Below are 14,252 nucleotides of genomic sequence, written 5' to 3'. Positions count from 1 at the left end.
TTTTTATGCGAGATATTTTCTATGAACCCCTTTTCCATCATACGAAAACATGACTTCTTTTCCTTCAAGAATGGATTCGATATGCACACTTCTTCCCCATAGCTGGTGCAAATATGGGAGTACTTTTTCTAAGTATTTCAGATCTAGTTCAATGCCTTCATACCAATGTTTAATATAGAGTTCGTTGTTTTTTAAATAGTCGCCATCCATCACGGTCAAATAAGGAAAACCGCCATTGACCCTCATGCTGACTAGCTGATCACGAACAGCCTTCCATTCTTTATCGATGACTTTATAATCTCTCCCTTGTTTTTGAAACAAGTACAAATCTTCTCTCATCACAAGGTCTTTTGTTAAGTAATTTCGAATGAAGGAAATATCTGATTCAATCTCCCTGACTTCAAACATTTTGCTGCGGCCTGATCCTTCTGTCACCCCTGCTTTTTTTAATTCTTCACATGGGTTGTCATAGCGCTCTTCGATATCTTCAAAAATCTTCAGACCTAAATAGTAAGGATTGATGCCCGTTTTTGACGGCTGCACCACGCCAGCATTTAATTTGGCAAACTCAATCGATTCACTTGAATCCAAATCAAGCTCTCGCATAATCCGCTGATGCCAATACGATGCCCAGCCTTCATTCATAATCTTTGTTTCTAGCTGCGGCCAAAAATAGAGCATTTCCTCTCTCAGCATCGTGAGGACGTCACGCTGCCACGGCTCTAGCTCCCGGGAGTGCGCCTCAATAAAGAGTAAAATATCTTTTTCCGGCTTTGGCGGAAATGGCTTGGCGATTTTCTTTTTCTCACGTATTTTCGGCTCATCCATTCCCCACAAATCATCATACGGCGTCTGACGCTTTGGTTTGTCATCTTCATATTCTTCTTCATCGCCGATATTCCAGCTTAGTTTTGAACGTACAAGAGACGGATCAATATGCTCCTGAAGAGCCAATACGGCGTCTAAAAAGGATTCAACTTCTTTTGTTCCATGAAGGTGCTCATATTCCTTGATCCGCTCTGCCGCTGCTGACATACTTTCTACCATGTCTCGTTTTGTGTTTTGAAAACGGCAATTATTTTTGAAGAAGTCACAGTGAGCCAGTACATGAGCCACAATTAATTTATTTTGAACAAGCGTGTTGTTATCAAGTAGAAAGGCGTAGCAAGGATTTGAATTGATGACCAGCTCATAAATTTTGCTTAATCCTAAATCATAATGAAGCTTCATTTTATGAAATTGTTTCCCGAAGCTCCAGTGGCTGAATCGTGTTGGCATTCCGTATGCACCGAACGTATAAATAATTTCCGCGGGACAGATTTCATACCTCATCGGATAAAAATCTAGACCAAATCCTTCTGCAATTTCTGTAATTTCATCAATGGCTCTTTGTAAAAGACGTTTTTCTGATACGCTCAAGGAAACCATCCCTCCTCATCGGACTTATCCCTACTATATGAGCGCATCTAAAAAAACATGATGTTCCGCCATTCGTTTAGACGACTTCCATTTCTTTTGTGGACTGCCCACCGAATGACTCGAAATGTATATTCTGTTCTGGAATTCCCAGCTCTTTTAGTATATAAATCATCTCTTGTGTAAACACCGGGGAACCGCATAGATAAAATTGACCTTTCCCTTCACCAACCACTGATTGAAGGAATGGACGGTCAATGCGGGAAGCTGCCTTTTCAACAAGCTCACCTTTACCAGACTGCGCAAATTGTTCATTACATAAGAGGATGCGGCCATGAGGAGCTGAAGCTAGAACGCTTTCAAATTCATGTTCAAAAGCGGTGACATCCTCTAATCGATCTGCATGAATCATTGTAAATGGCTGGCTGTTTTGCGCTGCTGTTTTCAATAAACCGATCATTGGTGTGACGCCAGAACCCGCACTAATGAAATAAACAGGCTCTTTTGTGTCTTCTTGCAAGCAGAACATTCCCTGCGGCATACTCACTTGAAGAACGTCTCCTTCTTCCATTTCATCATGCAAAAATGTAGACACATGACCATCGCGCTTCACTGTGATGCGGTAATAAGATGGATGATGCTGATCTGATAAGCTGTATTGTCTGCTGCACATATAAGCCTCACCCGGCATATCTGCCTGAACCGTAATGTATTGGCCGGCTTCAAACATTGGCAGCTCTGACTCATCTTCTGGTACTAAATAAAAGGAGATCAGTGCTGGAGATTCCTGTACTTTTTTCTTAATCACAAACGGTTTCACATCTGACCATCCGCCTGTTTGTTTTACATTCTCCTCCATCATTTCTGCTTCAATCGTAATAAAGATATTCGCAATGATGTCATATGCCGCCTTCCAAGCTAAAAGTGTGTCATCTTTTTCCGTTAAACCAAACACTTCTTTCATCGCTTCAATTAGGTGAAATCCGACGATTGGATATTGCTCTTCTTTGACCATCACACTGACATGCTTATGGGCAATCTGTTTGACCGCAGGAAGTAATTCTTCTAATCGATCGATATGCAGTGCAGCTTGGTATAGTGTTGCAGCAAGCGCCTCTGGCTGACTTCCGTTCATAAGGTTTGTTTTATTGAATTGATTGAGTAGCTCTGGATGCTGACGAATCATATTTTGATAAAAAACAGTCACAAGTTTGGTTCCCTCGGCTTTTAATAAAGGGGCTGATTGTTTAATGGCATTCATTTGATCTTTAGATAACATCGTTATTCCTTCTTTCAAAAGATGTATTTTAAATACATCTTTATCGTAATGGATGACAGCTTATAAAAGCAATATTTATAATACATGTTTTAAATGTTGTCACATTTAACACTTTCTCGAACAGTTTTTGTCTAAAGTGTGTTACGATGATACAAAACTCTATCAGGTTTAGAGGTCGTCAAAATGAAACTAACGAATTATACAGATTTCTCATTAAGAGTACTCATTTATTTAGCATCAAGAGAGAACAATGAACTGTCAAATATTCAGCAGATCGCCGATGTTTATGGCATCTCTAAAAATCATCTGACAAAGGTGATTTACCATCTTGGAAAACGAGGGTATGTAGAAACAATACGTGGGCGAAATGGCGGGATTAGGCTTGGGAAAAGCCCAGAAAGCATTAACATTGGAGAGGTTGTCCGTTATACAGAGGATGATTTAGTCATGGTTGAATGCTTTGATCCAAGCAAAAACAACTGTATCATCTCCCCGATTTGTTCATTAAAGCATGTACTTCATGAAGCACTTACTGCTTACTTGCGCGTACTTGACCAATACACATTAAAAGATTTAACTCAAAACAAAGATGCTCTTAGAGAGCTCCTCCTTTAGGCGAAAGAATTCTATTCTTTCGTCTTTTTCTTTACCTCCTTGTAATAATAATTAATTTAAAATTATTATAAATAGATATTGACTATCATGTTTGATTCAATATAATTAGGGTATATAGATTGCTAGAAACCATTTTTTTGTTTACAGGAGGAGAAAAAGAATGACAAATTCAAATCATAAAAATTTGACAACGAACCAAGGCGTACCTGTTGGCGATAACCAAAACTCAAGAACAGCTGGTCACCGCGGACCTACATTTCTTGATGATTACCATTTGATTGAAAAACTTGCACACTTCGATCGTGAACGTATTCCAGAGCGTGTCGTTCATGCAAGAGGCGCCGGCGCTTATGGTGTGTTTGAAGTTGAAAATAGCATGGAGAAACATACAAAAGCTGCCTTTTTAAGTGAAGAAGGAAAACAGACAGATGTTTTTGTTCGCTTCTCAACCGTTATTCATCCTAAAGGTTCACCTGAAACATTGCGTGATCCGCGCGGCTTTGCTGTCAAATTTTACACAGAAGAAGGCAACTATGATTTAGTTGGTAACAACTTGCCGATCTTCTTTATACGTGATGCATTGAAATTCCCTGATATGGTTCACTCTCTCAAGCCAGATCCTGTAACCAATATTCAAGATCCTGACCGTTATTGGGATTTTATGACCTTAACACCTGAATCCACTCATATGCTCACATGGCTCTTCTCTGATGAAGGAATTCCTGCGAGCTACGCTGAAATGCGCGGTTCTGGTGTGCATACATTTAGATGGGTCAACAAATATGGAGAAACAAAATATGTGAAATATCACTGGAGACCTTCAGAAGGTATTCACAATTTATCAATGGAAGAAGCAGCAGAAATCCAAGCAAATGATTTCCAGCATGCGACAAGAGACTTATATGACAGGATTGAAAATGGCAACTACCCGGCATGGGACTTATATGTGCAGTTGATGCCGCTGAGCGATTATGATGATCTTGATTATGATCCTTGTGATCCAACAAAGACATGGAGCGAAGAAGATTACCCGCTTCAAAAAGTAGGACGCATGACACTGAACCGCAATCCTGAGAACTTCTTTGCTGAAACAGAGCAATCTGCTTTCACACCAAGTGCACTTGTTCCAGGAATTGAAGCATCTGAAGATAAACTGCTTCAAGGCCGTCTGTTCTCATATCCAGATACGCAGCGTCATCGTCTTGGTGCCAACTATATGCGTATTCCGGTGAACTGTCCTTATGCACCTGTACACAATAATCAGCAGGATGGCTTTATGACAACGACTCGTCCAAGCGGTCATATTAACTATGAACCAAACCGTTACGATGATCAGCCAAAAGAAAATCCTCACTACAAAGAAAGCGAACAAGTTCTTCACGGTGATCGAATGGTGAGACAAAAAATTGAAAAACCAAACGACTTCAAACAAGCTGGGGAAAAATATCGAAGCTACTCAGAAGAAGAGAAACAAGCATTGATCAAAAACCTAACAGCTGACCTGAAAGACGTAAATGACAAAACAAAATTACTTGCGATCTGCAACTTCTATCGTGCAGATGAAGATTATGGACAACGATTAGCCGATTCACTTGGCGTAGATATCCGCTCATACCTGCAAGGAAGCATGAAATAATGGCTTAAGAATGTTGACAAAGGGCTAAAAAGATCTTGATTTTAGCCCCTTTGTCTTCTTTTCAGCGGAATAGAAAACCTTTGCAGCCCTAGGAAGGACGAGTATTGGCGCGCATTTGTGATGTGAGCACCAGCACACAACGAATGCAAGGGTTTGTCTCCACGCTGGAGCACCTCTTTAATAGAGGTGCTTTTTTTATAGCCGGAATACGTTAATACTAATCAAATGACCGGTGACCGGGTGAAAATAGATTTCTGCATGCGCAGCAAAAAGCGTTGAGCCTTCCTTCACTGTGACGCGAAAGACATCTTTTGTCTGATCTTCATTTACTTGTGTACGCCCGATATATTGATAATCGTTTAAAGCGGCGCCTTCATATTCCTCTTGCAGCGCTGTGTACGCAAGTCTTTCCCAATTTTCAACAGGCTGCATCGCTGCATTTGTTGCAGGATGGATCATGAAACTGCCAAACAAAACCATTCCCGCTGCAAACGGCACCCACCATTTCGGCTGCATGATATCATTGATCTCACTTTCATGTATATTTTGTTTATGTTTTGCTGATCGATCCATTTTCATACATGAAGCATTTATTCAGCCTATAATTCCCGGTACACGATTGATGCGGACACCAACTTTTCCCCTGAAAATGTCGATATGTTCCGAGCAAACTAATGAGGACTTCTCAAGGGAAAGGAGAAGGTTTAATGAATGTGGCGGATTATGATAAAGCACTTTATTATACGCATCGCTCGCAGTGGGATAATTTACTTATTCTTATGGTACGTACGCAAGATGACTTGCTCTCGAAACGTATTGAGCATTTCTTACACGCGTATCAATTTAACCGAAACGATGCTGATGTTGAAAAATGTTTATATGGGCTCCTGCAGTACATTGACCATGCTTCAGAGGCTGCTGCTTCTGAAGTTTATTCACAACCGATGTACACATAAAGAAAAAGGCTGATGATCAGCCTTTTTACATACATTTAGCAGTGCGCAGTAATTGGAAGCATAAAGTGGTCTTTGGCCCAATCTTGTTTTGTATAAACAAACAGCGCATCCTCATCATTTGGCGCCTTCACCGTGTGTAAGCCGTCAATTGACGGATCAGGTGTAAAATAGAACATCACTTTTTTCGTCGTTTCATTCATAATATGTGCAACAACTTCCTCTATATTTTGTGGCTCAAGAGAAATGATATCAAAGACATGTATGGTTTCATTTTCTTCATTCATCAGGACAATCGTATCCAATGCTTCAATATAGAAAATGGCCTCCGGCCAAACCAATGTAAAGTAGAACATTAATAAGCTGCCATGATCCTCAGCATCTAATTTCATTGAACCCGTTTGACGTTTTTCTGCGAACTGTTCAAGTAATGGCAGGTCATGTTCCAATGTTAGCTGCTTGAAGCGCATGTCCTTATTTATTTGAATGACGCTTTTGCCGATATCGAGGCTAAATTCACTTTCTTGGTAACGGGTAAAGCCGAATTTCGGATAAAAGTCCAGTACAGTTTCATTGGCAAAAAGAAAAATCAAACCACAGTCATGTTCGTACGTATCCATAATATGCTGCATTAACTTTGTCGCTAATCCCTTGTTGCGGTAGGCTTGATCCGTCATCACCGTGCCAATTTGAACAGCTCGATACGTTTCGCCATCACTGATTAGTGACATGAGATAAACGGAAGCGTTTGATATCACTTTCCCGTGATGGACAAAGGGATAAGGAATATATTTTTCATCCCAAGATCCTCTTTTGTACTAGTCACTAAAATCCAAATCAAAAGTTTTGATCGCTAATTGATTAAAGCTTTCTTTCAATTCGTTATCATGGCGATAATCACTCACTAATTCATATGTGCCCATGCTCATTTCCTCCTTTTTTAATGTCAAGTCAGCCGGTTTATCACCACCTTCAAAATAAAAAAAGACTTGATGAGCATATACTCATCAAGTCTTTTAACGTTTATCTCATAGAAATTAGACTGAACATGTTTCTCTTATCACGCAAAAGGGCACGTCAAATAAACCAACAACTGTGCTCTTTTATTCAATTCATTGAACTGAATGTGTGCTGCTTAAAAGTTTTAGCATAACGACTAAATTCCCTTCTGTTATAGCAGCTCTTTGGGCTGACTTTTTTGATAATCCACTGCATACAGAGCCGCTTGGGTACGATCTGCCAGCTCTAGTTTTGATAATACATGAGATACGTGCGTTTTGACAGTCTTTTCAGAAATGAACAAAGATGAGGCAATTTCTTTATTGCTTTTCCCCTTTGCAATTTCGAATAAGACATCTCGCTCTCTATTGGTCAGCTCTTTCATTAACTCCCATCTTTGCTCTTTTGGCTCAGTTAAATGCTGCACAAGAAAATTGGTGATATGACCATCTAATTGATAGGTGTCCTTTTGTACGTCAATCATTGTCGTAAGAAGTTTTTCTGGCGCTACATCCTTGAGCTGATAGGCTTTTGCCCCTGCTTGAATAGCGGGAATAACATAATCTTTATCCGCATAGCTTGTCAGGATCACAATGCGGGTATCAGGCATTTCCAGCGTCATTTGTTTCGTTGCCTCAATGCCATTCATTACAGGCATCGATAAATCCATGAGAACGATGTCAGGGCGCGTTTGTCTGACAATTTCTAATGCTTCTTCTCCATTAGAAGCCTCACCAACGATTTCAACGTCAGGCTGTGTCTGCAGGAAAAACACAAGCCCTTTTCTCACAATATGATGATCATCTGCAATGACGACTCTCATGACGACCCCTTCCTTTCTTGAGAAAATGGCACCTTTACTTGAATAGTGGTTCCTTTACCGAGCTCAGACTCTATACAAAATGTCCCTCCAGCTCTTTTGATGCGGTCAGACATCCCTTTCAGACCGAGTGAGGGAAGGCTCATTTGCTCGTCATACTGAAACCCTTTTCCGTGGTCGATGATTTTCATCTCAAACGTGTCTTTTGATTGTTCAAGCTGGACCTTAACTTCCTCTACTTCCGCATGTTTTTGACAATTATTCAGCGCTTCCTGGCATACTCGAAACAACGTTTCATGCTGGGTATGATCCATCTCCATACAGCCTGATAACGATAATGTACAGCGTAATCCTAAAAGTTTTGCATATTCTTGAATCCCTGTTGTGAATCCTTTTTCAAGTCCTCTTGGCCTTAGCTGCCAAATGAGTGACCGCATTTCAACCAGTGCATCTTGTGACAAATGCTGAATAAAATCAATCATTTCCCCTAAATTCTGATCGTTTGTCATTTGACGGGCGGCTTTCGCCGTCAGACTAACTGAAAATAGCATTTGGTTAACGGAATCATGCAAGTCCTGTGCAAGCCGGTTTCTTTCTTCCAAAAGAGCATGCTGATGTTCGTTTTGCACAAGCTTCATCCGTTGAATAGCCGTACCAATTTGAAGCGCAATGCTTTCAAGCAAGTTCAATTCTTCTTGCGTAAATGTGACTTTTCCTTTTGCCGCCACATTCAATAATCCGAACGTACGCTTACATGCTTTGAGGGGAACCGTCGCATGATGCGTAATTCCTTCAGTATCCCCGAGCTGCTTTTTCATCGCCGTTTCGATGCGTTTACAATTCATAATGTTTGTGGCTGATTGGAGTGAACCTTTTGTGTATCGATTGATGCAATAGCAATCGTTTTGGCACATGAGCTCTTTTTGATGCTTTGCCAGCGCTTCGGGTAAGGAGACCTCTGCCATCAGTTCATACGAGCCGTCTTTTTCTATAAAATAAATCCATGCTGAGTGAAAGCCTGTGATATCCATCAACATATGAAGCACTTCATGAAGCGTTTCTTTCATTTCCGTGCCTTCATTTAGCTTTTCAGCAATTTCTTTTAACGTTTTTAATGTCTCAACCTTCTCTTGGTATTCTCCCATACTGTTTACCCCCGGCCTTTGCTGCCTTCTCTTTTCATTACGCTCATTATATCATGAGCATTCTGCCGGTTCTTTCTCTAAAAGGATGATTTTTTCTCATCCTTTTGATGGAGAAAAAGCCATCATGCATTCACGATGGCCTTGTTTGTTTATTTAGCTGTTTCTTCCACGATTTCATAAACGACTTTCATCACTTCTTCTGACAAATGCTTCAGCTTTTCTTCGCTATCTGTTAACGATGTACCTTTGACAGCCATATAAAATTTCACTTTAGGCTCAGTGCCGGAAGGTCTTAAACAGAACCACGAGCCATCCTCAAGAAAATACTTCAGCACGTTTGATGCTGGCAGATGAATGGTTTCTTCTTTCTTTTCGGAAACGAGGTGTCTTTGACTTGATTGGTAATCCTCGATGACAGTGATGCGCTGACCCGCAATAGCAGCTGGCGGATTTGTTCTAAAGGTATGAAGGATCGCTGAAATTTGCTCTGCGCCTTCTTTTCCTTTTAAGGTTAACGACTTTAACCCTTCCCGGTAAAATCCAAACTCCTTGAAAATATCAACAAGCGCATCGTACAAGGACTTGCCTTGTTTTTTATAGAAAGCAGCAACTTCGACAGCTAACAGCGCTGCTTGCACCGCATCTTTATCTCGGGCAAAGTCGCCGATCAAATAGCCATAGCTTTCTTCGTACCCGAATTGAAATGTGTATTCTCCACTCTCTTCAAATTGCCTGATTTTTTCTCCGATAAACTTAAAGCCGGTCAGTGTGTCCATCGTATGGGCACCAAATGCGGAAGCAACAGCACGCCCGAGCTCACTTGTGACAATCGTTTTCATCACAACAGGACGAGGCGGCAGCTGACCAAGCTTTTGTTTTTCAGACAATAAATAATGGAGCAATAGGGCTCCTGTTTGGTTGCCTGTTAAGACGGTAAACTCTCCATCATGATCTCTGACCGCAATACCTAACCTATCCGCATCTGGGTCTGTTGCAATGAGGATATCGGCATTCTGCTTTTCGCCAAGCTTGATGGCATACTCAAATGCTGCATGCTCTTCTGGGTTTGGTGATGTCACTGTTGAAAATTGCGGATCTGGTCTTTCCTGTTCAGGCACAACGGTTACATGCTGATAGCCTAAAGCTTGAAGTCCTTTTCGGACAGGCTGGTTGGCCGTACCATGAAGCGGTGTGAAAACGACTTTAACATCGACCTCACCTGCCAGCTCAGGGTGGACACTGATCGTTTTTAATTTTTCAATATAAGCATGATCGATTTCTGCTCCGATCATCTTGATCAGCCCTTGTTGTTTTAACGTTTCTTCTGAATCAACTGAAATCGACAGTTCATTTTCTATTGCATCTACTTCTTGAATGACTTGATCTGCCTGAAATGGTGGCAGCTGTCCGCCGTCTTCTCCATATACTTTATAGCCATTATATTCTGGTGGATTGTGACTTGCTGTTACGACAATCCCAGCAAATGCATTCAGCTCTCGAACAGCAAAGGAGAGCTCTGGTGTTGGACGCAGTTCGTCAAATACGTATGTTTGGATGCCCTGTGAAGCAAGAGTTTTGGCTGCTTCCATCGCAAATTCAGGCGATTTATGGCGTGAATCATATGCAATGGCGACGCCTCTTCTTTTTGCATCCTCTCCATGTTTCGCAATATACGCAGCAAGGCCTGCAGATGCTTTACGAACCGTGTACACATTCATTCGGTTCGTGCCAGCACCAATCTCCCCGCGCATTCCTCCAGTGCCGAACTCAAGGTTTTTGTAGAAACAGTCTTCAAGTGCTTGTTGATCATCTTGATGTGCCTCCAGCCATTCCCTTAGCTCAGTATCCAGGTGCTTCTCATTGATCCATCGCTCATAATTCCTCTTCCAACTCATGGTCGTCCTCCCAGCTCTTATCATCAATAAAATAACCTCTCCTGTTATTTTATATGGAATCAACCTTTATGTCATGCTATATCGTTGGGAGATGAAGAAAATGATGAACAAATAAAAAAAGCCGATACTTGATCGGCTTCAGATTGTTGACAAAGGGCTAAAATATACTTGATTTTAGCCCTTAGCGGCTTTTCTTTTATTCAGCATCAAGCGGTACAACTGCTTCATGGAATAGTTGATCTAATTCTGTTTGATGCTTCTGTTTGACTTCTTCATCCCAGCCAAAACGCTCTGCCATATAATCAACGACAGGCTGTGCATATTTTTTTGCCCAGTTGATATTAAATAATAGACTTCCTGTTCTTCTTAAGAAGAAATCGACAGGGGTAACAGCTAATTCTTCTTCGATTGCATAGACAAGCTCTGCGAGTACATACGCTGGAATGTTTCGTTTGTCTGCTTCACCTTGAAGCTGCTCTACACGTTTGAAAAGACTGCTGACATTTGAGCCATATTTTTCGGCAAGTTTTTGAGCAACTGGTTCTGTTAGACCAACAGATGCTCCTTCTGCTGTTTTCGCTTGGACAAAGGCAGCCATATTTTTTGATCCGCCTACATGACCGCCTGAAATTGGCATATGCTTTGTTTTACATGGTCCAAAGTCTTTGCCTGTTTCTTCTTTTAGTCCATCACGTACAAGATTCACAATGTGCTCAGCCATTTTGCGGTAGCCTGTTAATTTACCGCCAGCAATGGTGATTAAGCCTGAAGATGATGTCCACACTTCATCCTTACGAGAAATTTCTGAAGGGTCTTTGCCCTCTTCATGAATAAGTGGACGAAGACCAGCCCAGTTAGATTCTACATCTTTTTCTGTAATATTGAGATCAGGGAACATGTATTGAATCGCTTTGATGACATAATCACGATCTGCTTTTGTCATACGCGGATGTTCCAGCTGCTTTTTGTACACTGTATCTGTTGTACCAACGTACGTTTTGCCTTCTCTTGGAATCGCAAAGACCATCCGTTTATCAGGTGTGTCAAAGTAGATCGCTTGTTTTAATGGGAAGACTGATTGGTCGAATACTAAGTGAATCCCTTTTGTATGCTGTAAGTGCTTCCCTTCTTTTGAGTGATCCTTGTCTCTTAGCTGATCGACCCACGGACCTGTCGCATTGACGATTTTCTTCGCATATACATCGTAGGTTTTCTGCGTCATGACATCTTCAATGACAACACCGACCACTTTGCCTTTATCATAAATAAATTCTTTTACTTTCGCATAGTTGACCGCTTCTGCTCCGAATTTCACAGCCTCTTTCATGACTTCGATTGTAAGGCGTGCATCGTCTGTACGGTATTCAACATAGTAGCCGCCGCCTTTTAAACCGTCCTTTTTCACAAGCGGTTCTTTTGCAAGTGTTTCCTTCGCACTTAGCATGCTTCTGCGTTCACTATGCTTGACGCCAGCTAAAAAGTCATACACTCTAAGCCCAATGGATGTTGAAAACTTACCGAATGTGCCGCCTTTATGCATCGGAAGAAGCATCCATTCTGGTGTTGTCACATGAGGACCATTTTCATATACAATGGCACGCTCTTTACCGACCTCTGCGACCATTTTCACTTCAAATTGTTTTAAATAACGAAGTCCACCGTGCACTAGTTTCGTTGAGCGGCTAGACGTACCTGCTGCGAAATCCTGCATTTCTGCAAGACCGACACGCATTCCTCGTGAAGCCGCGTCAAGTGCTGTACCCGCGCCTGTTATACCCCCACCAATGATAAACACATCATATGGTTTTTTTGTCATTTCCTGCAGCATTTGTTCTCTTTCTAAGCTAGAAAAAGTCATCTCTTGTTCCTCCCATGTTGTACGGTAAAGAAAAAGAGACCGCAAACACCCAAAGCGTATTTCTACACTTCGGTGCCTGCGGTCTCTCCAGTTCTCCAACCGTTCTATTAACTTACTTGAAGTATACCATACTTTTGGTTTATTTGAAAGCTTGAGCTGCTTTTACAGCCTTTTTCCACCCGCTGTATAACGAGTCACGGCTGTCTTCTTCCATCTTAGGATCAAAGCGCTTGTCAAGGTTCCATTGTTTTGCAATGTCTGAACGGTCGTTCCAGAAGCCAACTGCTATTCCCGCAAGATAGGCCGCACCGAGTGCCGTCGTTTCATTAATTTCTGGACGCTCTACAGGCACATCCAGTAAATCACTTTGGAAGCCCATTAAGAAATCATTCTTTACAGCTCCGCCATCAACACGCAATGTTTTTAATGAAATGTTTGAATCCTTTTCCATCGCATCTAACACATCTTTCGTTTGATAAGCAAGTGATTCTAACGTTGCACGGACAAAGTGCTCTTTTGAAGTACCGCGTGTTAACCCAAACACAGCGCCTCTGACATCACTATCCCAGTATGGTGTGCCTAGACCAACGAATGCCGGAACGACGTATACGCCATCTGTTGACTCAACGCGCTCTGCATAAGCTTCGCTGTCTTTCGAGTCTTTAAACATTCTGAGTCCATCACGCAGCCATTGAATCGCTGAGCCAGCAACGAAAATACTTCCTTCTAAAGCATATTCAACTTTGCCGTCAATGCCCCATGCAATCGTCGTTAATAAACCATGATCCGACTTAATGGCTTTTTCCCCTGTATTCATCAACATGAAACATCCTGTACCATATGTGTTCTTCGCCATTCCTTCTTCAAAGCAAGCCTGACCGAATAAAGCAGCCTGCTGATCTCCCGCCGCTCCTGCAATCGGAATATTTCTGCCAAAGAAGTGATAGTCTGTTGTTTCACCATAAATGTGTGAAGATGGTTTCACCTCTGGAAGCATAGAAGCCGGTACGCCAAGGATATCAAGTAATTCTTCATCCCATTTCAAATCGTAAATGTTGAACATTAATGTTCTGGACGCATTGGAGTAATCTGTGACGTGTGATTTACCGCCTGTCATCTTCCAAATCAGCCAAGTATCAATTGTGCCAAACAGTAAGTCACCATTTTCTGCTTTCTCACGGGCACCTTCTACATTGTCTAAGATCCATTTTACCTTTGTACCTGAGAAATAAGCATCAATGAGAAGACCTGTTTTATTTCTAAACGTTTCATTGTGTCCTTGTTCTTTTAACTCTTCACAAATGCCAGACGTTTGTCTTGACTGCCAAACAATGGCATTGTAAATAGGTGCGCCTGTATGTTTATCCCAAACAACCGCTGTCTCACGCTGGTTCGTAATTCCGATACCAGCGATTTGGTCTGCTTCAATTCCTGATTCAATTAAAGCAGTTGAAATGACCGATAGAACAGAGCTCCAAATTTCATTTGCATTGTGTTCTACCCAGCCTGGGTTCGGAAAGTATTGATTAAATTCCTTCTGAGTTGTATGTGCAATTTTGCCTTCTTGATCAAATAAGATCGCTCTTGTGCTTGTTGTCCCTTGATCTAATGCAAGAATATATTTTTCTTTTGTCAT

General features: G+C 41.5%; 12 protein-coding genes. 3 read left to right on the top strand and 9 right to left on the bottom strand.

The window, feature by feature from the left end; all coding sequences use genetic code 11:
- Positions 1 to 3: 3 nt before the first annotated feature.
- Both SB660_RS12875 and SB660_RS12870 read right to left on the bottom strand, forming a co-directional pair.
- Entirely contained in the window at positions 4 to 1,428 is a 1,425-nt protein-coding gene (locus SB660_RS12875) for a SpoVR family protein (protein ID WP_370338671.1), read from the bottom strand.
- A gap of 67 nt (positions 1,429 to 1,495) precedes the next feature.
- Positions 1,496 to 2,695, bottom strand: a complete 1,200-nt coding sequence (locus SB660_RS12870) for a globin domain-containing protein (protein ID WP_268498182.1) — start codon at positions 2,693 to 2,695, stop codon at positions 1,496 to 1,498.
- A 183-nt stretch (positions 2,696 to 2,878) separates the two neighbouring features.
- On the opposite strand from SB660_RS12870, the gene SB660_RS12865 reads away from it, so the two are divergent.
- Both SB660_RS12865 and SB660_RS12860 read left to right on the top strand, forming a co-directional pair.
- The gene (locus tag SB660_RS12865; protein ID WP_058014432.1) at positions 2,879 to 3,310 is read left to right on the top strand and encodes an Rrf2 family transcriptional regulator; all 432 of its coding nucleotides are present in this window, start codon (positions 2,879 to 2,881) and stop codon (positions 3,308 to 3,310) included.
- Between the two features lie 160 nt (positions 3,311 to 3,470).
- On the top strand, positions 3,471 to 4,946 hold the full coding sequence (locus tag SB660_RS12860; protein WP_268498184.1) for a catalase: 1,476 nt from the start codon (positions 3,471 to 3,473) through the stop codon (positions 4,944 to 4,946).
- Between the two features lie 195 nt (positions 4,947 to 5,141).
- On the opposite strand, the gene SB660_RS12855 is transcribed toward SB660_RS12860, so the two are convergent.
- Positions 5,142 to 5,525, bottom strand: a complete 384-nt coding sequence (locus SB660_RS12855) for a YqzG/YhdC family protein (protein ID WP_044140630.1) — start codon at positions 5,523 to 5,525, stop codon at positions 5,142 to 5,144.
- Positions 5,526 to 5,653: 128 nt separating this feature from the next.
- Here SB660_RS12855 and SB660_RS12850 point away from each other — a divergent pair, with 128 nt between their 5' ends.
- Positions 5,654 to 5,902, top strand: a complete 249-nt coding sequence (locus tag SB660_RS12850) for a YhdB family protein (protein ID WP_024426598.1) — start codon at positions 5,654 to 5,656, stop codon at positions 5,900 to 5,902.
- Positions 5,903 to 5,937: 35 nt separating this feature from the next.
- On the opposite strand, the gene SB660_RS12845 is transcribed toward SB660_RS12850, so the two are convergent.
- The 6 genes from SB660_RS12845 to glpK form a co-directional block, all read right to left on the bottom strand.
- Entirely contained in the window at positions 5,938 to 6,630 is a 693-nt protein-coding gene (locus SB660_RS12845) for a GNAT family N-acetyltransferase (protein WP_410582832.1), read from the bottom strand.
- Positions 6,631 to 7,070: 440 nt separating this feature from the next.
- Positions 7,071 to 7,721, bottom strand: a complete 651-nt coding sequence (locus SB660_RS12840) for a response regulator (protein ID WP_268498187.1) — start codon at positions 7,719 to 7,721, stop codon at positions 7,071 to 7,073.
- Positions 7,718 to 8,863 (bottom strand): GAF domain-containing sensor histidine kinase, encoded by a 1,146-nt coding sequence (locus SB660_RS12835; RefSeq protein ID WP_180309318.1) that lies wholly within the window; start codon positions 8,861 to 8,863, stop codon positions 7,718 to 7,720. Before SB660_RS12835 ends, SB660_RS12840 begins: the two co-directional genes overlap by 4 nt.
- A 149-nt stretch (positions 8,864 to 9,012) precedes the next feature.
- Positions 9,013 to 10,758 carry a phospho-sugar mutase gene (locus tag SB660_RS12830; protein WP_268498189.1) on the bottom strand — a complete coding sequence of 582 codons (1,746 nt, stop codon included), beginning with the start codon at positions 10,756 to 10,758 and terminating at the stop codon, positions 9,013 to 9,015.
- Between the two features lie 196 nt (positions 10,759 to 10,954).
- Complete coding sequence (gene glpD / locus SB660_RS12825; protein WP_268498191.1) at positions 10,955 to 12,616, bottom strand: glycerol-3-phosphate dehydrogenase; 1,662 nt, start codon at positions 12,614 to 12,616, stop codon at positions 10,955 to 10,957.
- Between the two features lie 139 nt (positions 12,617 to 12,755).
- Positions 12,756 to 14,252: a glycerol kinase GlpK gene (glpK, locus tag SB660_RS12820; RefSeq protein ID WP_180309320.1), complete on the bottom strand. Its 1,497-nt coding sequence runs from the start codon at positions 14,250 to 14,252 to the stop codon at positions 12,756 to 12,758.

The sequence above is a fragment of the Bacillus sp. SIMBA_005 genome, from assembly GCF_046535585.1.
GTDB lineage: Bacteria > Bacillota > Bacilli > Bacillales > Bacillaceae > Bacillus > Bacillus pumilus.
This window is presented reverse-complemented; position numbering and strand designations above follow the sequence as displayed.